This window comes from Paenibacillus azoreducens (assembly GCF_021654775.1).
In the GTDB taxonomy this organism is placed as follows: Bacteria; Bacillota; Bacilli; order Paenibacillales; family Paenibacillaceae; genus Paenibacillus_AQ; species Paenibacillus_AQ azoreducens.
The window spans coordinates 1,344,957-1,367,546 of the sequence record NZ_AP025343.1 but is presented as its reverse complement, the minus strand read 5'-3'; the positions used below and the strand labels follow the sequence as shown (position 1 = coordinate 1,367,546).

Below are 22,590 nucleotides of genomic sequence, written 5' to 3'. Positions count from 1 at the left end.
GCGCAAAAAGGGGCTGTCCAGAAAGTCAGTAAAAGCTGATGCTGGACGCCCCGTTTTTGTTGGATGTTAAAAAAAGGAACAAAAAAAACGCCAATTCTTGTAGAATGGAAGTTACCACACAACCAACTCAGGAAAGGGCGATTTTTTTGCGTAATCTAACGACTACTACCGAACAGTATACCATGCAAGTGACACTTCCTCTAGAGGATGTGGAAGAAAAAGTGATACCTAAACGAAATCTTGCCCCTACCTTCAAGCCGTACGATAACAAGCAAGCTCAGATGATTCTGAATTTGGAACTATTCATTCCTGACCACCATGTGGCACATGTCATTGATGAAATGATCGAATCCATTCCAGATCAGCAACTGTTTGCCCACTACACAGGCGGAGGCCGCAGTCCCTACCATCCCAAAATGATGCTCAAGGTGATCCTTTACGGTTACTCGCAAAAGGTTTACTCTTGCCGAGGCATTGAAAAGCTGCTGCAAGAGAACCTCCCGGCGATGTGGCTGGCGGCGATGCAACAGCCCGACTTCCGTACCTTGAACGACTTCCGTGGCGTGCGTATGAAAGCATTTATGGACGAGCTGTTTGAAACAATGATCCAAAAGCTCATCGCAGACAATTACATCACGATGGAGAACTACTTTTTAGACGGCACGAAGATCGAAGCTGATGCTAACAAGTATTCTTTTGTGTGGAAAAAATCCACCCTTCACTTTGAAGAGAAGCTCAAGGAAAAGGTACAGGCGACCCTTGCGCATATTCATACGCTCACACAGCAAGAAGCCGACGAATACGCGGCGGCAGCCCCGGATGAACTTCCTGTAAGACTCGAAGAAGCAGCCGCCCTACTGGAAGAAAAAGTGGAGGATTTCACCGAACAAATGGCTCAGGCAAACGACAGCGGAGCGAGAAAAGCCTTACGCAAAGAGCGCAGTGCCCTGAAGCAGCCACTGAAACAAATTTGGGAGGACTTTCTTCCGCGGCTCGCCAAGTATGAGCAGCAGAAAGCCTGCTTTGGCAATCGCAACAGCTACTCCAAAACTGATCCAGATGCCACGTTTATGCGGATGAAGGAAGACCACATGAAGAATGGTCAACTGAAACCGGGTTACAATGTGCAAATAGCGACAGAAAACCAGTTCATTTTGTTTTACAGCCTTCATCAGCGACCTACAGATACACGTTGCTTCATCCCCCATATGGAGCGATTGGCTGCGTCTGCTTTGCCGATGCCGAAAACGGTGATTGCCGATGCAGGCTATGGCAGCGAGGAAAATTACTTGTATGCGGTGGGCGAAGAAAAAGAGCCTCGTTTTGATTTTCTCATTCCTTACGGCAGTTATATGAAAGAGAAAGCGCGTCGCTACAAGAAGGACATCCGACATGCCTCCAATTGGACGTATGAAGAGCAAGATGACCGATTTATTTGCCCGAATGGCCAGTACGTTCGCTTTAAGAAATACCAAATGAAGAAAAACGCGTCTGGCCTGGAGCAAAGCTTTAAGATTTATGAATGTGAAGATTGCAGTGATTGTCCACTCAAGGCAAGCTGCACCAAGGCCAAGGGGAACCGCCAGGTACACTGGAATACAATCTGGGAAGAGTTAAAAGCAAAGGCCAAGAAAGCCCTTGAGGATGACGAGAGATCTGCGATCTATGCTCGGCGTAAAGTCGAGGTAGAAAGCGTATTCGGTCACATCAAGGGCAATCGCTCGTTCCGTCGCTTCTCCTTGCGAGGGATGGAGAAGGTTCACACCGAATTTGGGATTGTGGCTTTGGCCCACAATCTACTGAAGGTGGCGGGCATCCGCTCAGCCACTTTCCTGCAAAAGCGACAGAACAAAAAAAGTTGGACGGAAAACATGACGTTTTCCCGTCCAACTTTTTATTTTGGGGACTTATTGGACAGCCCCTTTACGAGAATACACGGCTATACAAGGCACAAAGCATGTACTAATAAACACCCCCTATCGCTCGTAGAGTTCATGGCGTCATCAAAATAGGCAGGTATTCTGGCTCAAGCATCATCACCCTTGCAACCTTCCCGGTTTCCCAGTGGTCTTTTTGCAAGGACTCCTCTTACACAGCGGCGGGACCGCGCGGGATTTGCACCCGCTTCCCTTTTAACCAACCGATGAATCCATTCCAAAACGCATCCATCATTTGGCACCTATTTGAGATATTCGATTTAATGCCCATCATAGCGGATTAACCGTATTTTGTCATCGGCATTTCTGCATATCTTCCATGACGTATTTCCGACATTCCCCTACAAAAAACTGCAAGAAACCCACTTATTTTCTATTAAGACAATTCCGTTGCCTAGAGGATATTTTTCGCTAATACGCATATAACTGTGCAATAACCTATCTTTTCGGAGGCGGTCTTGGCAAGGCCAAATCAATTTTCGCTCTTTCCCCGCCAAAATTGCAAAAGCCATTATGCGGGTCTGAATGCCAACCGCCCAAATTCAAAAAAAAAGCAAAACGCGGGATTTCGTTCCAGCGCTTTGCTTTTTTATCTATTTTCGAATAAATCCAAAGGGAGGATCAACGTCTCTAAGCGAGGGTTTTGGATTTCGGTTTGATTCTATGGTTGCCAGACACCTCGGCAAGACGCCCGGATCCGCCCCACGATTTCTGTTACCCCTTCCGTGCTTGAAGCTCCTGCCATACTTTTTTATTGCTATACTGCTTTTCCGAGCTGATATCTTTCCCGAACCACCCGGGGGCGTTGAAGTTTTCCGCCTCTTCGACCGAAGCGAATTCCACTTCCAGCACCAACAGCTGTATCTGCTCGTAATCGTCGATTTCGATCACTTTGTCTCCCCAAACCGCCGTGGTCCGCTTTTTAATAAGCGGCACAGCTTGGTGCGCATTGATCATTTGCTCATAAAGTCCTTCGGAGATGGAATACTCCACTTCCTCACGCGCGATGCCATGGCCCTTTTTGAAGGTGTGCGTGTACTCTACCTGCTTGCTCGTCAAATCCTGGATTTTGCGGACCCTTAGCTCCTGATCCCCGTGTATAGCCAGGTATGTCTGGTCGATCAGCTGCTCCTTTTCGATCCGGATCTCATGTTCCCTTATCAAATCGGCCGGGTACTCCGGCAGCAAAAATTTACGTTCAATCTCCAGCCCCATCGTTTTTCCTCCAGTTCATTTCGAGTTGCCTGCGTTATTCCTAGTACCGATATATTCTTCGGTTGAGGCAGCATGTCCGCCTACTGATTTTGGGATAGATTCCGTCAATAATTTACATGACATTATAACATACGATTCGGAAAGGTTGGCATCCTTTAAAATCAGCACCGTGTCTCCCGCCGTATTATTTATATGGGTAAAATAACCCCACAAAGTGGAGCCTATGCTTCGATGCTTATTCCAAATACTTTGCGGGGACCCCCAAAAAAACTTATAAATTCTATACTGCTAAAAAAAACGAAGCGCCGGATTTTGCTCCAGCGCTTCCCTTCTTTTATTTATTTTCGTACAAGCCCAAACGATTGATCAGCGATCCGCGAACACGGGATTTAGGTTTGCTTTTGCCTTCATGCTGCAGGCTGCTTAGCCGGTCCGACAATTCGTTAAACCATGTTTCGTCATAGGTTGCTAGAGCAAGATCAATTAAGCTTTCAATATTTTTCCGGTCATTCAGGGAGTTGAGAGGAAGCTGTTTCAGCCAGGAACTGTGCACCGTAACGGCTTTGCCGACCGCCGCTTCATGATCCGATTGCACGACGCGTACCCGCACGAGCTCCCGCTGGTCATCCGTCGTTTCAATGTATCCCTGAATGAACTCTCCATCTACCGTTTTCCCTTGGACCCAATCGCTGATTTCGAATTTCATCATTTCCCCACCGCCTTAGCTTATAGTATATACAAACTGTAACCAAATTATTCACATTAAAATTTTTACTGTAATCATACTAAACACAGTTAAGTATGTCAAATCCCGGATTGTTTGCGCTACCCGCAGCCGAGAATTAAAAAAATCGCTTGGGAACATTGAACACGTTTCACCGCTTAAGCGAGGATTTTGCAATATCCTGAAGTATATAAAAAGAATGAGCGTCCGGAGCTTTTCTCCAGATGCTCATTTCATGACTAATCTCGCTCATGGTACGCAAGTTTGTTCGTTATTAAAGCAGGGCGCGCCAACCCGAAATATTCCGTATTAACTATAATGCTTCGTTTTCATTCATATTAAAGACTAACCTAATCGCTTTAAAGACTAGCCTAAATCGCTACATCGAATTGCTCTGCCTCCACCGTATTCCTTTGGAAAAAGAAAAGATGCTTTTATGTTTCTTTTTCGTTTTTTCCGGAGGGTATGATTCCTGTAAATTATTTACGATATTCCGGGCGATATGCCGGAAGCGTTGACCGCTCTCGAGCTCGGGGTCCAGCGCGATGGGGGTGCCTTTGGCGACCGAACGCATAATTTCCAGATCCAATTGCACCAATCCAATGAGCCCGATATTAAGAACATTGATAATCTGTTCTATGCTTAAAGACGGATCTGACGGATCGTCCGCCATGTTAACAATAAGCTGCGGGGATGTCGGAATGAGATCTCCCAGCAAACCGATCACGCGATCCGCATCCTGTAACGCCGTTCGGTTCGGAGTCGTAACGATAATGGCCTCGTCGGCAGCGTGGGCGGCATTGCGGAATCCGTTCTCGATCCCGGCGGGAGAATCGATCAGCACGTAATCATAGTCCTGGCCGATGTATTGGATTACATCGCGAAAAAGCTCCGGATCATAGTGATGATCCGCATCCATACTGCAAGAGATCAAAGAGAGATTGGGAAGGCGTTTGTCTTTGACGGTCACTTGCTGCAAATCGCAGCTGCCCGATATAAAATCCGAAATATCATAATTTAGCCTGCTGCTCAGACCAAGAGGAATGTCCAAATTTCGCAGGCCGAAATCGGCATCGATCAAACAAACTTTTTGTTCCAGGCAAGCAAGGGATGTACCCAAGTTAGCCGTAATCGTCGTTTTGCCCACCCCGCCTTTGCCTGAAGTAATACTGATAACTCTTGCCATCGAAGCAACACATCCTTCTAAACCTAAGATACATGCTTAGTTCAACCATCCATCCGGGACGGCATGTATAGGGGGAATCGCGCCATCCTGATATGGGGTTTGAGCTGACCCAGCCTTGCTGGTGATGCTTTCATTACAATCTTTACAATTTATCATAAGGAAATAGACAAAAACTCGACAAACTTCTTCAATTTTTGATACGGTCTAACTTCATAGGCATGTACTTTATTTTTATAATAGCACATAATTAAGAAAAACGGGAACATATATTCCCATAAAGTTAAAAAATGTTCCCCGTAGAATGACGGACTTCGAACTGCCCAAGGGAACCTTATTCCAAAGCGGCGCCATTGTCCCTACTTACCCAAGCGTCGAAGACTTCTGGCTAATTACGTTAAGATAGAAGCGAGTCACGGTAGATCAGAATATGAAGAAAGCTGTAACAAAGAAATCCATGAAGAATATGTATGTGCAGAAATAGTGTGGTAACGAACGAGTATCGTGTGGAGATTATTTGAGAGAAATAGGAGGATTGTGGGGTGTCAAAATAACGGGACCTCCCGGATTCAGCAAGGATTGGAGTGTGGTTCCCGCTGAACCGAAAAGTCCGCGTATGATAAGAATAGAGGAATATGATCCGCCAATGAAATGGTTATAAAAATTCGAATTTAATGCTTGGACACCAACAGCTTCATATCGGAGATCAACTGATCCAATCGGGCAAAATCTTTGACCATCTCGCCGATCTTCGCATCCTGGCTGCGCATGCTTCCATGCATCTCTTCAACCGAAGCCATATTTTGCTGCGTTGCGGCCGCAATTTGGGCCATGTTGTCGGCGATATCCATTTGCCGCTTATGAAGATGATCTGCAGAACCGCCCACGGTGTAAGCATGTTCCTTTACCATTTCCATATTTTCATGGATGCTTCCGATCAATTGCTTCACTTCCTGCGAAACCTTGCTGCTGGTGGTGACGGCAGCTTGGCCTTGGAGAACCTGCTCATGCACCACATGGATCTGATCACGGATTCCGGAGAGAATCTCCCCGATCTCAGCCGCAGCTTTGGCCGAATTATCCGCGAGCTTCCGGACTTCCCCGGACACGACCGCGAACCCCTGACCATGCTCTCCGGCACGGGCCGCTTCTATCGCGGCATTCAGCGCAAGCAGATTCGTCTGCTCGGCAATCTCACGGATGACCGAAACGATCGAGCCGACGCGTTCATTTTCTTGACTCAGCAGCTGCATTTTTTCAACCGTCTGATCAATCATCTGATGCACGCTTTCCACTTCGCCGGACAGAACTCCGATCTGCCTGCTGCTCCGCTCTGTCAGCTCGGCGTTGTCCGACGCATAGTTCTGCAGCCGGCCCGTTCCTTCAAGCAGCTGTCCGACACCCTCATTCATCAGTTGGGTCGTATCGTTAATATTCATAATATTGTCCGTTTGCTTCTCGATGGATGACGACATTTCGGAGAAGGTGTGCGTCACCTCTTTGGAGATATCCCCGGTCGTCCGGACCCCTTCCTGTTGATTGGCACTGAATTCATTGAGTACCAGGACCGAAACTTTCAACTGATCCAGCAAGCCGTCCACGGTAAGTTTGGCCTCCAGCGTCTCTTGCTGTTTCGCCTTCACCTGACGCTGCAAACGTTGGCTGAATCCTGCTGAAAAGGCCAGAGCCGCTGTCGCAAACGCAAGGTAAAGGTATAAATAAACAAGCGACTCTCCCCGAAACAGCTGGTCTCGAATATCCGGCGTTACATATAAATATGTAGTCACCGCCGCTCCCAAAATCCCCGTGAAAATGATCGGCTTGTAGTCCGCATACAGCGTCATGACAGCCAAACTCACGTAAACCAGAAAATACGTGCTGATGATCGGGTGGGGATCAGACACAATCAGCAGCAATATGATCAAGGTAAAAATGCAGGACACGAAATATTTGATGTAGGACACCAATAAACGGCGGTAAGTCATAAATGTGGCAGCACCGCAGGTAACGATCCCAACGCCTGCAAGCAGCATAATCATGTTCATGCCCAATCCAATCGCCAAATCCGTAACCACGCCGAGAGCCAGCATCACCCACAAAATTTTGACGAACAGGCGATTGCGCTTATCGAGCTCGGTGAGAACTCCATTTTTCATTTTTTCTTACCCTTTCTGTCTAATATGTATTATTCCTTCGTGCTGGTTAAGTGCTTGTCCCTGTCTGCGCAGCGCCTAGAGGGAGCGCAAGCCATGGGTAACGTTCTTTGTGGGTGTACACTTCCTCGGCATCCACAATCGCTGGAACGACATAGTCGCCCTTGTAAAACACTTTATGCGATACTTTCTCCAGCGGCACCTGAAACGTGATCCGCAGCGCCCGCAGAAGCACCGGTTCAAGCAGTGTGACAAAATATTTCAGTTTATTCCGCTCGCCAAACTCCACCAAAGCAGACAGCAAATCCGATATGAAATGGCCACGGTAGGTGCGAAGGAGCGCCATTTTATCGATTTCGGCAACGGCGCCTACTGCGTTTATGATCTTGGGATGCCGAACAAAGGGGGCCGCATCGTTGATCGGACTTTCGCTGCCGTAAGGTTTGATCTCCGTGGTCCCGACATAATGCCCTTCATCCGTAACGACCACGTATCTTTCCAGAACTTTCTCGGAAAATTCAAGTTCGAATCCTTTTTCCAGCCACACGGTCGTCCAAATCCCGTTAAACATAGCCAGCTCCAGTTCATTCTCTACCCGTTTAAACATGGTCTTCCACTCCTTTTTAGGCAAAATGGACTGTCTATTTGTATGGTTTCTGAAAAAAATACAATCTATAGAAAAATATCGGAAATGTTTAGGAAAATAATTAGGATTAATGCAGATATAAGGGGGTAAAGATTGTTGCATGGTTATAAATTTTCTGGGAGTTAAAGTTGATAAAACGATAAAGCTTTCGGATACCAGACAAAAGGCTCAGTACCGCAGCAATCCAGCGGATTACGTCAAGAAGCGCCAGCGGCAGGACCCTCATTTTGGGCCCTGCCGCTTTTTTGTCTCTTGTTATTTTCCGGCTTGGTTCAGCTTGCTCATCATATTGTAGATGATTTGCGCGCTTTCCGCCCGGGTTGCCGCCCCTTCCGGTATGAAGAGCTGCGGCGATTGCCCCTGCATCAGCCCGGAGGCATATGCCGATTGCACGGCCTCCCGCACCCAGTCTGGCGAAGCGGCTAAATCGTTAAACGCCGCATCACCAGCAGATCCGCCGATTTGCCCTCCCGCCAGCTTATAGGCGCGTACGACCATTGCTGCCGCTTCCTGCCGTTTGATCAAAGCGTCCGGCGCAAAGCTTGTTTCGCTTACGCCCTGCACGATCCCGGCTTGAACGGCTGCCGATACGGCCTCCGCGTACCACCGGTCCGCCGCAACATCCTTGAACGGCGCTGTGCCGCCGCCTTTGAGATCAAGCAGGCGAACCAGCATGGCCGTCATTTCAGCGCGCGTTACCGGTTGATCCGGAGCAAAACGGCCTCCGCTGACGCCTTCGATCATATGTTTTGCCGCCAGTTCCCGAATGACTCCGGAAGCCCAGTGCGATGCCGTATCCGCAAAATCCCTGCGGTATTCCAAGACAGCATAAGCAGGAACAAGGCTGGAGATGTCGGATTTCAAGTTGCCGCTTTCCAATGCTCCCCCGATATACTTCGGCGTGCCGGAGTTCGTTAGACTATACATGCCCGCCAGCTTCAGATTTGCATCGGATGATGCCTTGAGCGTAAGCGCGATCGGCTTCTTCAATTCTGTCAATGAATACACGGTTCCGTCTTTGGCGATGACGCTTAAGCTAAGTTTCAGCATATCGCTTACTGCCCGGATTGAAACGCCCGCTGTATGCTCAGCGGCCGTAAGCCATTGTGCTTGTTCATTTCCGCTAATCCGGTTGAGGCTGAGTTTGATTTTGCCTCCATCAAGCTGCCCGGCAGGCACCCGTTCGTTTAAGGAACCGAATAAACCGGATGGAATCGTCAGCGAAACATTCCCCGCATAAATGCTTACAGGTTTATTTTGCAGCAGCGAAGCCGCATTGCCAGGTAAAATGAGTTCTTCAAACGGCTGGTCCGTTTTAAAAGCAACCTCCCCTTTTGCGGCAAGTGTTGATAGCTCGCTTTCCGTTACATTCCAAGTTCCCTCTTTTTTCTCAGGCAGCGGTTCCGGCTTTACAGGCGGTTGAATTGGTGGAGCAACCTGCTCTGTTGAGCCGCCACCACTATTTTCACTGCCGGAATTGCTGTTGCCGCCGCCCCCATTGCCTTCCCCGCCTCCTGGAGGACGAGGAAGTTCGGGAGCCTGCACATTCAGCACATATTCGGCCTGAAGGGAATTATATGCTGCCGAAATCACTGTTGTCCCTGCAGACAATGCGGTAACCAGGCCTTGTTCATTAACCGAAGCAATATTGCTGTCGCTGCTTGCATACGACACGCCTTCCAGCAGTTGAACCCGCGTTCCATCCTGATATACGGCTTCCGTAACTGCCCGATCGGTTTCGCCAATCTTAAGTTTTTCTTTTCCCTTGATGGACAATGATTCGATTGCCCCCTCAGGAACCCGGTTGACGGTGATCGTCGTTTCTCCGTACACATCCGGATTGATCGTGCTAGTAGCCCTTACTACCGCCGTCCCCAAACCGCGGGCCGTCACCAGTCCCTCGGCCGAAACGGTTACGACTCCCTGATCTGCAGGTTCAGAGATTTCCTGATCTACAGGTTCAGAGATTTCCCGATCTGCAGGTTCGGAGATTTCCCGATCTGCAGGATCAGAGATTTCCTGATCTACAGGTTCGGAGATTTCCTGATGCACAGATTCGGAGATTTCCTGATCTGCAGGATCAGAGCTGTATACGGACCAGGTCACGCTTTTATTGGCTTGCTCAGGCTTCACATTGGCGGTAAGCTGGTAGGTTTGGCCAACGGCCAGCTGCACGTCCTGCTGCTCAATATCGATTTCTTCGGGAGCCAGCGTCTGCTTGGACAACGTAAACTCGTCTACGACGCGGCCGCCCACCGTTTTCGTCATGAATTTCAGCTGGTCACCATCAACTTCAACCGAAGCGTACATTTGCGTTGCCTCATCATCGGTTACCCGCTGCCAGTCCCGCTTCGTCAGGGAATAAAACTTCGGCCCCGTAGAACCGGCGACAACATAAGTCGTCCCTTGGCCGTCATCTACGATCTGGTTGTTCATCATCGGATACGTCCGCAAGTAAATATGATCATGACCGTTCAGCACGAGGTCTACCTGATGCTTTTCCAATACCGGCGCCCATAATCGTCTAATGTCCGCCGTATCGTAGACGCTGCCGTACGGACCGCGGTGGAAGATCGCGATTTTCCATTTTTTCGTCGTGGCGGCCAAATCCCGTTCCAGCCATTGCTGCTGCTCTTCATATTGATATTCGCTGTTCAGCACGATGAAATGAATATTTTTGTAATCAAAAGAAAAATGGCTTCCTTTCAAGCTTTCGAGTCCGTTCCCCGGCTGATTGAAATGGGCAAGGAAATCATTGTTTCCCTTCGTGCCCATCACTTCATGGTTGCCGATCGCGCCGACAAGTGTCGTGTTCATGAGGGCTCCCTGGGCTTCGCCAAACCACCATTTCCATTCTTGTTCATTAAATCCTTTATCGACCATATCCCCGACATGTACCATAAATTCGGCGTCAGGCGTATTCTGCGCCGCTTTTTGCACGGTATTGCCCCACAGTTTGTAACCAGGAAGATCCCCAGCTTGGGAATCGGCAAAATACAAAAACTTCGTATGCTCGCCGGAAACCTCTGCCGTTTTAAAAGTTCCTTGTGGGCTTTCATTCCCTTGACCGTCCCCTACGCGGTACACGTAAACCGTTCCCGGCTCAAGGCCCTGGGCGGTCGCCTTATGTACCCGTACGGTACCCAAATCCAGCGTTTGATACAGATAGCTCGTCCCGTCAATTTTTTGTACATTAGCCTGATCAAAACCGCTAAACTCCGACTGCTTCGCGATTTCAACGACGGTTGGCTCCGTACCCGGGTGGGTATGCCAGGTGAATCCTCTTGAGGAAGACGGGTCTTCACCCATGCTGACATTGATGTTGTACGGCGCTTCCGATCCGGAAAGCGGAGAAACTTTAAATTCCGCAACCGGGCTGAACAAGTTGTCCTTTACCGCTTGTACCTTGTACGTCTTGGCTTCCGCTGTGAGGGCCCTCGTTTTCAGCTCGCCTTGGGCGTCCGTCGTACCGATAGAACTGCCGTCTGCAAGGATTTGCGCTCCTTCTACAGGCGCTCCCGCTTCCTCTTTGACCCGGAACACCGTTTCGCTACCCTGAACATTCCCGTCTTCATTCCATGATAGCGTCAGACCGCTTTTGATCTCGGAAGACAGCGGCAGACCAAAGAAGGTATAGTTCACATTCCCCGTACCGACAAAAGAAACGCTGCCAGACACGAACTGAACCGTATGAGTACCGACGACGTCCTTTTTCACGTCATATTGAATTTGTCCGATGAGATCCTCATCGTTTAATGAAGCTTCATGAAGACCAATTAATGTCAGAGCAACCGTCCCCGTATTGCTGTCGATATCAGCCTGAACCTGGGAAGCCTTCAGCTTATTTCCTGGAACGAACCTCAAATTTTCCACTTTCGACATGTCAAAAGCAAGTTTGATCCGGCCGTCCTTCAGGCCCGAAGCTTTAACACCTTTAAAGTCTACCGAATACGTATTTCCCGCATAGATGTTCTTTGGCGTATCGTACGTTATTTTGGAAGAACCCGTATCTACGTTAAAAGTCCATGCTTCCGTCGTCCGGTTGCCGGAAAGATCTTTTACTGAAACCTTCGCCTGATGAACCCCGTCCGCCAGCGGCGTCCCCGGCGTGTAATAAATTCTTCCTTCCGGCGGATAAAGGGTATGCTGTACCCGTACCCCGTCCAGGTCAAACCGGATCGAATCAGGGTCGATCAAAGTCGTCCCGGGATGCTTCACCGGATCATAACCAGCATCTTCGCCGTAGACCTTAATGAGCGGCTGGTTCGTATGAACCGTTTCGCCTTCCGCAGGCGAGAAATTTTTCAAAATCGGAGGTTCCATATCGTCTTCGTTAGGACCGTAAAGAGCGCGGATCTGGTCCACGTAAATGACGCCGGCATCCTTTTTGGCTCCCGACGGCTCCATGTAACGCACAGGCATATCCATGGTCAGCGGCAGCGTTCTGCCCTTAGGCACATCGGCTTCGACATACTTCCAGCCTACCCAGTCCACACCGGTTTCCTGACTCGTCAAGTCAAGCGCAATCGTCCCTTTGCTGTCGCGCAGCTGCGCTCTAAGCCAATGTGCTTTGCCGTCTCCGTATACCCACATGCCGATTTTCTCCGGATACCCCGGGATCATGATGTTGTCGGCAGTGCTTTTGGTTTGCAGGTACGCACCCGAGGTACCCGGCATGCCGGTAAAATCATACTCCAGCTTCAGCGATCCATTGCCGAACCGTACCAAATCCTCGTCCGTTTCAACACTAATTTTGGATGTTTTAAACTGGGCTCCGGCCGATGGAAGATAGCGATCCAATCCATGCTCGAAGTCCTCCAGCACAACCGGCGGAAGCCCGATGTTCACGTCCACGGACGCTTCAATCCCTTTGTAGCTGACGATAATTTTACCGCTTTGTTCTGTTTTGTCAGTCGCCGTGAATACTCCGTTTTCGTCGATTGAGCCGATCGGCCCTTCAACGCGCCACTCCAGCTGGCCGTTATCCGCCTGAATGGTCTGGCCATTCCGCAGCGCCGTCACTTTCAGCTTTTCCGATTTGCCCGGTGCGAAGCTTTTTACCGTATCTCCAAAAGAAAGCTCTGTCAGCGTATCCACCACCTCGACTTTCCCTTTTCCGCCCAGCTCGCCGGCTGTAACAGCAATATCCGCCAAACCCGCTTGTGTTCCGGCCGTAAAAATCCCTTGATCGTCCAGCATACCAATCTCCGGCGAGACGCTCCACTGCAGAGGACCGCTGAAAGCTGCCGGATGCAGGTTTGCATCTACAGCCGCCGCCTTGAAGGAAACCGCCGAACCTGCAAGCACACGCTGCAATTCCGGCTGGATGACAAGCTTGTCCGCCGCACCCTCAGGCACTTTGTTAACAAGCAAAATCCCGTTCGCCGTCTTGCGCTCCCCGCCATCCGAAGGGGAATTCAGCAGTTTTCTGTCGCGTTCTCCCGGCATCCGGGCAATAAATGTGGACGATCCGCCGCCATCCAGGTTCAGGGCATTTACAACCCCCATGTCCTTCATAATCCGGGCTAGCTCGTCCAGCGTCACGCCTTCGCTAAATCCTGGCTGGCGGCCGTCGATCTCCAGCAGCACAACGGAACCATCTGCTTTGGTACCGACCGCGGTGCGGGGATGTGCCGCAGGATCGGAACTCGGCTGAATTTGGCCGTCTATGACAAGCAGCGCCGAACCGCCGATCGCCATCGTCACGTCGCTCCAGTCATCCTGCAGCTTCAAGCTTATGCTAACCTCATCCCCCGCCTTAAGACCGGAGAGCGTGTCGCGTTGTTTGCCCGCCGCGGATAATACCACCTTGCCTTCGGCAATCGGCGTATTTCCTTTATCTTTATGTATCTGCTCAACTTTCAACTGCAAGGTCTGACCGCTCTTGACCTCGCCTTTGACCACATTCAGGACTACTTCATCCCCCATATCATTGGTCATTGTGGTTCCATTAAAATCAGGCGTATACAGCACCAGGTCCTGGTTCCCCCGGGTTCGGTTAATCGCGCTTAATTCGGCCGTTTCACCACCGATGAGCAGCGATTTTTCCAGCTTCGGGCTCGTTCCATACAACGTCGTGCCATCCGCCTTCAAACCGAAAGCAAACCAGTCGTCCGGAGGGCTGACAAGCATCTTGCCGCTACCCATGAACATACCCAGCGGCACGCCATTAGACATATCGTAAAAATCGCCATTAATCCCCGCGATGACCCGATTCCCCGGACGATCCACGTCGCTGGCCATTTTGCTTACGCCCTGCATGCCGTACACTTTGCCGTCCGCCAGGCCCGGTTCGAGTGTAAGCGCTTTATTTTTGGGATTGAATTCCACCATGTGCAGCTTCTCCAGTCCACGGTCTAACTTCATGGCTCTCCACGTATAAGTGGCCCCTGGCCCGATTTGCGCCTGCCTCTCATCAATGACATTGCCTTCCGCCGCCAAACCCGCGCTCTCCGCCAGCACCTGCTGAACCGGAAGCAGCATCGATAATATCATCGTGCCGCCAAGCAGGGCAGACCACATTTTTTTCGTCCTTTTCCTAATCATTCTATCTTACCTCCTATTCTACTATCAGAATTCAGGTCCTGCATAGAACGCCATTTCAGAAAAGTATACCGGGGTCTTGTTAACCCTCCTCCCATAATTTCGTAAAAAGGATGTAAAATAATATTTCGAAATATAATTAAAAATGGATATTTATACTATAAAATTTAATTTCATATATTTTAAGGAACTTTTTTACTAGGGAAAAGGGGCTATCTGCCGCAGGAGAATCCATATACATCCAAAATGCAACAATCTGGCCAGCGGAAGCGACATGATGTACATTTTTTTGTCCAAATGATCTCCTATGTCCGAATACCCGAGCTTTATCTTATGAAAAAAGCACAGCATCTTTTCAATGGATGCTGTGCTTAAACATTTACTTCGGAATCCAACATGGCCTGATGGTCACCAGCTGATTTTCACTACGAGCACGAGTATAAAGTCTCAACTTCTTACAAGACTGCATGATTTGTCTGCACAAATATCAGGATCCCTAAGAGCCCAACTGGATCATGTTCACTTAACGGACACCACGGACGCTATTTCGCAAAAAACAGTACTTTTCAAATTCTAACGGTCACCACAGCACTTATTTACCCCACACAGTCGCCAAAATGGGTATTTTTCGCTAAATAGTGGCTGCTGTGTCCGTTAGAATTCGTAATGGTCGAAATTCACCCTAATAGCGGCTGCTGTGTCCGTTAGAGTTTAAGTGAGCTAAGGAGGAGCCCCTACTTTGCGCCCTTTTAAGCAGCGAACGAGGAGCCCAACTGGATCATGTTCACTTAACGGACACCACGAACGCTATTTCGCAAAAAACAGTACTTTTCAAATTCTAACGGTTACCACAGCACTTATTTGCCGCAAACAGTCGCCAAAATGGGTATTTTTCGCTAAATAGCTGCACCTGTGTCCGTTAGAATTCATAATGGTCGAAATTCACCCCAATAGCGGCTGCTGTGTCCGTTAAAGTTTAAGTGAGCTAAGGAGGAGCCCCTACTTTGCGCCCTTTTAAGCAGCGAACGAGGAGCACAACTGGATCATGTTAACTTAACGGACACCACGGACGCTATTTCGCAAAAAACAGTACTTTTCAAATTCTAACGGTCACCACAGCACTTATTTGCCCCACACAGTCACCAAAATGGGCATTTTTCACTAAATACCTGCACCTGTGTCCGTTAGAATTCATAATGGTCAAAATTCACTCCAATAGCGGCTGCTGTGTCCGGTAGAATTCGCAATGGTCGAAATTCACCCCAATAGCTGCACCTGTGTCCGTTAGAGTACTTTAATGCGATAGATAGCTTCATAGATCAACAGCTTCATTGATCAACAGCTTCATAGATCAATAGCTTGAAGAATATACTAAGGTGCGATATCAGCTCGATATCAGCCCTTTTATTTGGCATTCGAATATTGCAGCATCCGAAGAAGCAAAGTAACCGCTTCGGCCCGTGTCAATGAATCGTTTGGAGCAAACTTGTTATTTCCTTTGCCTTCAATCAGGCCTGCTTGATGAACCGCCGCCACATCGTTTATAGCCCATCCTGGAATCTGATCTGCATCTTTAAACGGCAAAGCAGACTTGGCGTCGGCCTTTAAATCAAGCGCCCGGCGAATGACCGCCACGAACTCGGCCCGTGTCATCTTCCCTTCAGGGCGGAATGTGCCGTCACCATATCCTTTCACCAATTTCGCTTTGAGCGCGCCGGATACGTATGGTTTTGCCCAAGCCGGAATTTTGGCTTCATCGGTAAATGTCGTGGCCGCATTTTCCTGTGGAAGGTTCAGCGCCCTGCCCAGCATGACGATAAGTTCACTGCGCGTAAGCGTGCCATTCGGACGGAAAGTGCCGTCTTCATATCCTTTCACGATTCCGCGCTCTACCGCGGTGGCAATCGCTTCATGAGCCCAGTGATTAGAAATATCGCTCAGCACCGGCCGGCTCGAACTCCCGCCATTCCCCTTATTGCCATTGTTGTCGTTATTTCCGTTGTTACTGTTGTTGCCCTTGTTACTATTATTGCCGTTGCTTCCATTATTCCCGCTATTGCCATTATTTCCATTATTTCCATTATTTCCATTATTTCCATTGTTCCCATTACCGTTGTTGCCATTATTCCCATTGTTCCCATTACCGTTGTTGCCGTTATTTCCGTTGTTGCCATTGTTGCCATTACCATTGCCGTTACCTGCATCCGACTTGATGACCGTCAGCACAAAGCTTTTTTGTGCCTGGCGACCGTCTTTGGTCAATACAGCTGTCAGCGTCACTTGCGTGGTCGCCGCCGGACGCTTCACGGTGCCTGTTTCCGATACGACTTGCGGATGGCTTGAAGACCAGGTAATCATGCTGCCATGACGGCCTTGCTTCGGCAGTGTCACATTTTGGGTGACGGATGTGCTGGAATCGCCTGCAGCAAAACCGATTTCCAACTCCTCTTTATCGAGGTCCACATCAGATGTAGGCTTTGGCAGATCGCTAAGCGTGATGGTAACGGACTTTATGCTGAGCGGAACGGTAACGATCCCTTTAGCATTGTCAATGGTTCCTGCAGAAGTTTCCAAAATGTTGTTTACCATGCTCGGCAGCTGAATACTAAAGGTGGCATTGCTGGCGTCCGCCTTGGCTTGGGTGAGATCGGTCGTAAACGAGAATTCAAGTTTATTGTTATTTCTCACGACATCGTATCCGACTCTGCCGCCCTGGAATGCCGGATAGTTATGGACTTTAGCTACCACATTGTTGTTTTTGGCCGCATCCGTAACCCATTCTTTTGGAATTCCGCGGCCGACGATAATTTCGTATTTCGTATTCTGATCGTAAACACGCTCTGCGATCAGAGAATCGGCCAATACTTTGGAATTGACGGACTGCCCCCAGATATGCTGGGCCGATCCGCCCCCGCCCGGCGTATTGCGAACGCCAAGCTTCTCGTTGGTCGCCGTCCAAGGACTTTTTTCTTTGGAAGGATAATCCACGCCCTCCCACCAACTGAATGGTCCGCTCATCGAATTTTCAAGCATGAATTCATAGGCTTTAATGCCCATGTCTCTATATTTCTCCCCGCGAAGCGCGGAGCTTCCGTAACCTGCATTATAAGAGCTGGAATAGAAACCGTGAGGATAACCGCCGAAGTTATATGGCGAATCGGTTACTCCCGCCGCGGTTCGTCTTTCGATGCCATAAGTATAAGTATCGTCCAGCATCTTTAGGTTAATATTGTCGGCAGGCTGGTCCGCGCCATACAAGTATCCGTCCCACAGCCATCTTCCGAATAGAAACATCGAAGCCCAGTTCGCATCGCGAGGATCCTTCATTCGGTTTTTATCGTTGCTCTCCACGACAGACGCGGGAATATAATTCAGGTTATTGTTCGTCATCGTTTGCTGCAGCTTGGCTGAGAATTTGGCAAGCAAGTCATCGTATTGATCTTTAGCCCACTTCGCCTCATCCAGATAGCTTTGATCCTTTTCCGCCTTATACAGCTCACGGGTGATGTATTCATACGACGCCAAGCCTGCCAACGCAGCGTAGTTGTCGACCGTCCAATAACCCGGGTCATCGATGGCATACGTTTCTTTCATGATCCCGCCCTCACCGGTGCGGTCTTTCTCGATACTTCTCGCCCCGAACTTAATTCTCTTCTCGAAAACGGTACCGGTCGTTCCGTCATCCGCTGTCATCATTTCCTTGAAGATGGAGGTATCCCCCGTCTTGCTCAAATAAACCGCATAAGCCCACGCCAGCTTCCAATTGGCATCCCAATAGAGATTGCCATCCACTTCACCGGTCTCGATATTGATGCCGCCGGTGAGCGGAACGCTCTTCAAATAATCCTTGGCATGAGCAAAATCCCCGCTTTGAATCAATTGAACCAGAATCCCGATGGTATCGTGAGAGTACAATCTTGCATAACCGTTTTCGCCGATATGCAGGTAGTTGCCGTCCTTAATAATCATGGTGTAGATATAACCTGCTTTGAACGCATTCACCAGCTCTTTATTCGGCAGATCAAGATCCAGCACCGCCGACAACCGGTTATCCCAATATGATTTCATCGAGGCGTAATTCTTGTCAAAATCGCCCTGACCCGCTACTTGCTCTCTCGTTAGTGAAGTAAATGAAGTTTTGCCCTCATCAAAGTACTCATACTTATCCGCTTCAATGGCATAATCTCTGACGACCGTCTCGCCGGGTTGAATCGTATAGGCCTGATTCGCTGCGGCATTCAGCGGGGTCAGATTTTGGGATACGACCGGCAGCAGGCGGATTTCATTCGAATGGTTCGTCACGGTCATTCTCGAATAATCGATCACGTAATCCTTGCCGTCAACCGTATGCTTGTTGCCGAAAGATTCGATTTGGTAGTCCATCTGATCTTTGGAAAATTCGTGAATAAATGCCGGCAAATAACCTTCTGCGTTATACCATTTGATATCAGTCGCATTCTTTACACCGAAGGTCACCGTCTGCTTGGGAGCGATCGGTCCATGCTGCTCCGGACGGCTGCCGCCGATTTGATACGTTCCGTCAAGGAATGCGAGCGAAGCATTTTTGTCGCCTTCGAAACCAAATGCCGCCGTGATCTTCGGATGAGACTCATACTGGTATTTACCCTCAGGCTCCAGTGCGTCCAGTGCGTTCATGACTTTGGAATAGGCGATAACCCGGTCTTTGTCCGGCGCCGTGTTTCCTAGGTCCTTCGCTTCCTGAATGGCTTGCTGAAGGGTGGATTTCGATTCGCTGGTATATCCATTCATATCTACGCGGCTGATTTCCTCAATGATATTCGCAATATCGTTCAGTCCGGCGCCCTGTTCCAAACCTTTGAATGCCGCACTCAGCTTTTCATAAACCGCGTCAATAGCCGTCTGTTTCGCATCCACATCGTTCAAGAGGAGATTGGCCTCATTCAAGGCGCTCTCCAATTGGGACCAGCTTGCCACCGTAAACAGCTTCCGGTTATACTGCCCAAGTTCGTTAACCAGCGCTTGCAGGACGCTGCGATCCACATCGCTTTTCTGGATAACCCGCAGCAAGCCTGTGCCCAGGGAAGCTTCGGATACGAAATTCCCCGAAACCGATTTGCCGTAAAACTCATGGCTGGATTCCGATTTTTTATTCATGACATACCAGCGGTATTCGCCGGAGCCGAGATTTTTCTGGGATAATACGATGGCGTAACGCTTGCCGCCCTCAAGGTTGAAGGCTAATGGAATGGTAGTGATTTCGCCGCTTACAACCTTACGCTCATTTACCGTCTTTTCCGCTAATGGCGATCCGGAAGGCAATCCTTGGTCATCTGTTGCATACAGCTTCACAACCAGATCGCTAACCGGCTCATGTTCTCTGATGACCCTTACTTGAACATATTCCATTTCAAAGCTTTCTTTTGGCGTAAATGTTTGATATCTGTCCTGCTGATCCCCCATGGAACCAAACGTATACCCGCCGGAAATATTCCCCATAAAGTCAATCCGGATATTCGTGTCTTTTTTCTCCAAAGCTTGAATTGCTGCTTGCATTTCATTGAGAGCGCTGTCAAATTCCTGCTGCGAAGCAAACGTTTGGGCCAGAACATTCTTAGCTTTATCCCTTGCAGCTGCGAAAGGCTTCCAAGTTGCATCCGTATACAGTTCTTGAGCCATGTCCTTTACTTTGTTGTATTCGTTTTGCAATGCCAGCTTGTCTGCAATGTCCTTGCTGCTTACAGCCAATCCGGAAAATGACATATTTCCCCACTGGGATAATACTTTCGTTTGCCGGGCCTCTATTTTTACCTTCACATTTGAAGGCGCTTTGAATTGATATTTGTGTACCTCGGAAATACCGCCTGCAGAAAGAGTCTGGTCGGTCTTGAGCTCATCGTTGAAATAAATTTTAATATTCATCTCAGCCTGCCACATGCCAACGCCGAATATAATCGTTGACTCCTGCGGCTGTGCAGCCATGGTAGCGTCCCAGCCCACATTTTCATAATCGCCCGCATCCCGGCTGGACTTTGGATAAAATACGACAAATCCGGTGTCATTTACCGAAGTTTCATGTCCACTCATACCATCCGTCCAGGCATAAGACATGTAATTCGTGTCCCCGCCCTTGTTCAGTTTTCCTTCGGTTCCTGTAGTGTCATCTCCAATTACGCTGAAGGCAATTGAGTTCGATCCCGCTTTTTTAATCTGGGCAAAACTTCCATTCCCTTTAAGATGGAGCCAATCTACATCCCCGACTTGAGTCAAATTCACCGGAAATTCGCCGTGTACCTGGCCTTCCGCCAACTGCAAATCAGATGCCAATACTTGATTTTCCTGAGGCTTTAATTCGGGTTCAAGCTTCTCTTCTTCGGTCCCCTTTAATTCAGATTCAGGCGCCTTCCCTTCTGCCGGCTGCTCCAAATTGGATTCGCCTGCCTTATCATCTGACGACTCTGAATCCGGTTGGACGACCTGCCCTTCTGTTTTCCCTGAATCCGATTCGCCTGCCTTGCCTTCCGCCGGCCCCGAACCGGTTTCGACAACCTTATCTTCTGCCGACCCCGAACCGGATTCGAGCGCTTGCTTGTCTGTAATCTGCAATCCAGGTGCGGCATGTGCGGAGTATACCGGGCCGATCGTTGTTATCAACAAGGACATAAGCATAATCTTCGAAATGGCTTTATTGAATGAATGTTTCACTTTTCCCTTTACCTCCTATCGGGTTGTAATAGAAAACCGCTTATCAGCATATTTTCCGAAAAAACAAAATAGCTTTTAAGCGGTCATCCTCACCCTAACATGGTATTGCCTGCAACTGATTCACTAGTTTTGCCCGTATTTGCTCTGCAGATCGTTTAACAGCTTTTCAACGGTCAATCCGTCTTGCTTGAAGATAATTTCTTCTACCCCTTTCAAAAGGTCGGCATGGAACGCTTTGGTTTGCTCTGGATAAGCAAAAGGCATGCCCACTTTTTCCATATTGTCAAACACCGGTTTCAATTCAGGGTTCTTCTCCAGGTATTTTGGAAGCAGAGAAGAAACAGCCGGGGAATATCCAACCGCTTCAATGGCATTCAGCTGCGCGTCGTCGCGAAGCGCATACTTGATCACCTGCATGGCTTCTTCTTTATGCTTGCTGCCTGCCAAGATCGACAACCCGTGAGAATACGCGCTTTGTGCCGCTACCGTCCCTTTAGGCATAGGCAAAGCAATCATTTTCATATTCGGATTGGCTTCCTTCAAATGACCGACGTACCAAGGACCTGCCGTCGACATTGCGCCTTTTTCCTGGCTGAACACTTCTCCATCCCATGGCGCGCCTACTTCGATCGGAGCGATGGCCACCTTATGCTTCAGAAAAAGATCGACAAAAAACTGAACGCCGGCGATATTTTCTTTGGAATTGATCGTTTTGCCGTATCCCCAATCCCCGCCGAAAGCGTGTACATATTGCGTGATGTGGAATGGATCGATGCTGCCGATAATCCCTTTGACATCCTTCGTTGTCATCGCTTTGGCCAGCTCAACAACTTCATCCATCGTTTCGGGAGTCTTGGTGATGCCTGATTTTTCGAACATCGCTTTGTTGATCGCGAGCATGGAAGTCGACGAATCGTAAGGAATGCCGTACAGCTTGTTGTCATCCGTCCAGCCTTTGTACAAAGATCCCGTAATCCTGTCTTTTTCGAAACCGACCTGCGTGATCAGATCATCCAGCGGAGCCAGAACGCCTTTTTTGATATATTCGTAGTTGCCTTCATCGGACATCGCAATGATATCCGGGCCTACGCCGGCTGCAATCGCGGATGGAATCGCCTTCCAGAACTCATCGCTCGTCGGGTACATCTGCATTTTGACTTTAACGTTCGGATATTCTTTTTCCAGTCCGTTTACCATGTATTCGAAGTTCTTTTGTTCCGAAGCATTGGCCCAATAAGCCATCGTGACTTCAACCGTTTCTTTCTTGTCCCCGCTTGTCTCTCCGGTGCTGCCCGGCTCGCTGCCTTTGCTGCCTTCGGTGGATTTGGATCCACACCCCGCCGCGGTAAGCGCCAGCATGAGGGAGCACAATAACAGGAATGCTTTCTTTCTCATCTGCCATTACCCCTTCGTCATTACTAAATTCACCCTGATCGGTGTTAACTTCATATTAGCTGGCGCGTAGGACCCGGCAAACAGAGGATATTTACATATCTCCGCGATAT

At 49.0% G+C, this 22,590-nt stretch carries 9 protein-coding genes and 1 riboswitch; of the genes, 1 reads left to right on the top strand and 8 read right to left on the bottom strand.

Annotation, left to right across the window (positions count from 1 at the left end):
* Positions 1-56 precede the first annotated feature (56 nt).
* On the top strand, positions 57-2,012 hold the full coding sequence (locus L6442_RS05705) for an IS1182 family transposase (RefSeq protein WP_237100235.1): 1,956 nt from the start codon (positions 57-59) through the stop codon (positions 2,010-2,012).
* A riboswitch (cobalamin riboswitch) is annotated at positions 1,995-2,193 on the bottom strand. Its footprint overlaps the gene before it by 18 nt.
* A gap of 458 nt (positions 2,194-2,651) precedes the next feature.
* On the opposite strand, the gene L6442_RS05700 is transcribed toward L6442_RS05705, so the two are convergent.
* The 8 genes from L6442_RS05700 to L6442_RS05665 all read right to left on the bottom strand — a co-directional run bounded on the left by L6442_RS05700 (position 2,652) and on the right by L6442_RS05665 (position 22,480).
* A complete protein-coding gene (locus tag L6442_RS05700; protein WP_212977702.1) occupies positions 2,652-3,152 on the bottom strand; it encodes a CYTH domain-containing protein in 501 nt (166 codons plus the stop codon).
* A 334-nt stretch (positions 3,153-3,486) separates the two neighbouring features.
* Positions 3,487-3,861 carry a hypothetical protein gene (locus L6442_RS05695; RefSeq protein WP_212977703.1) on the bottom strand — a complete coding sequence of 125 codons (375 nt, stop codon included), beginning with the start codon at positions 3,859-3,861 and terminating at the stop codon, positions 3,487-3,489.
* A gap of 394 nt (positions 3,862-4,255) precedes the next feature.
* Positions 4,256-5,062 carry a septum site-determining protein MinD gene (minD, locus tag L6442_RS05690; RefSeq protein WP_212977704.1) on the bottom strand — a complete coding sequence of 269 codons (807 nt, stop codon included), beginning with the start codon at positions 5,060-5,062 and terminating at the stop codon, positions 4,256-4,258.
* 668 nt (positions 5,063-5,730) lie between these two features.
* Positions 5,731-7,215 (bottom strand): methyl-accepting chemotaxis protein, encoded by a 1,485-nt coding sequence (locus L6442_RS05685; protein WP_212977705.1) that lies wholly within the window; start codon positions 7,213-7,215, stop codon positions 5,731-5,733.
* A 46-nt stretch (positions 7,216-7,261) separates the two neighbouring features.
* A complete protein-coding gene (locus L6442_RS05680; RefSeq protein WP_194231967.1) occupies positions 7,262-7,819 on the bottom strand; it encodes a hypothetical protein in 558 nt (185 codons plus the stop codon).
* Between the two features lie 294 nt (positions 7,820-8,113).
* Positions 8,114-14,404 carry a phosphodiester glycosidase family protein gene (locus L6442_RS05675; protein ID WP_212977706.1) on the bottom strand — a complete coding sequence of 2,097 codons (6,291 nt, stop codon included), beginning with the start codon at positions 14,402-14,404 and terminating at the stop codon, positions 8,114-8,116.
* Positions 14,405-15,805: 1,401 nt separating this feature from the next.
* Complete coding sequence (locus L6442_RS05670) at positions 15,806-21,085, bottom strand: S-layer homology domain-containing protein (RefSeq protein WP_212977707.1); 5,280 nt, start codon at positions 21,083-21,085, stop codon at positions 15,806-15,808.
* Positions 21,086-21,208: 123 nt separating this feature from the next.
* Entirely contained in the window at positions 21,209-22,480 is a 1,272-nt protein-coding gene (locus L6442_RS05665; RefSeq protein ID WP_212977708.1) for an ABC transporter substrate-binding protein, read from the bottom strand.
* Between the last annotated feature and the right edge of the window lie 110 nt (positions 22,481-22,590).

What these genes read in the sequence shown, in the direction of transcription:
- L6442_RS05665 (WP_212977708.1), bottom strand. Translation starts at nt 22,480, where the DNA reads ATGAGAAAGAAAGCATTCCTGTTATTGTGCTCCCTCATGCTGGCGCTT.
- L6442_RS05675 (WP_212977706.1), bottom strand. Translation starts at nt 14,404, where the DNA reads ATGATTAGGAAAAGGACGAAAAAAATGTGGTCTGCCCTGCTTGGCGGC.
- L6442_RS05695 (WP_212977703.1), bottom strand. Translation starts at nt 3,861, where the DNA reads ATGATGAAATTCGAAATCAGCGATTGGGTCCAAGGGAAAACGGTAGAT.
- L6442_RS05685 (WP_212977705.1), bottom strand. Translation starts at nt 7,215, where the DNA reads ATGAAAAATGGAGTTCTCACCGAGCTCGATAAGCGCAATCGCCTGTTC.
- minD (WP_212977704.1), bottom strand. Translation starts at nt 5,062, where the DNA reads ATGGCAAGAGTTATCAGTATTACTTCAGGCAAAGGCGGGGTGGGCAAA.
- L6442_RS05680 (WP_194231967.1), bottom strand. Translation starts at nt 7,819, where the DNA reads ATGTTTAAACGGGTAGAGAATGAACTGGAGCTGGCTATGTTTAACGGG.
- L6442_RS05700 (WP_212977702.1), bottom strand. Translation starts at nt 3,152, where the DNA reads ATGGGGCTGGAGATTGAACGTAAATTTTTGCTGCCGGAGTACCCGGCC.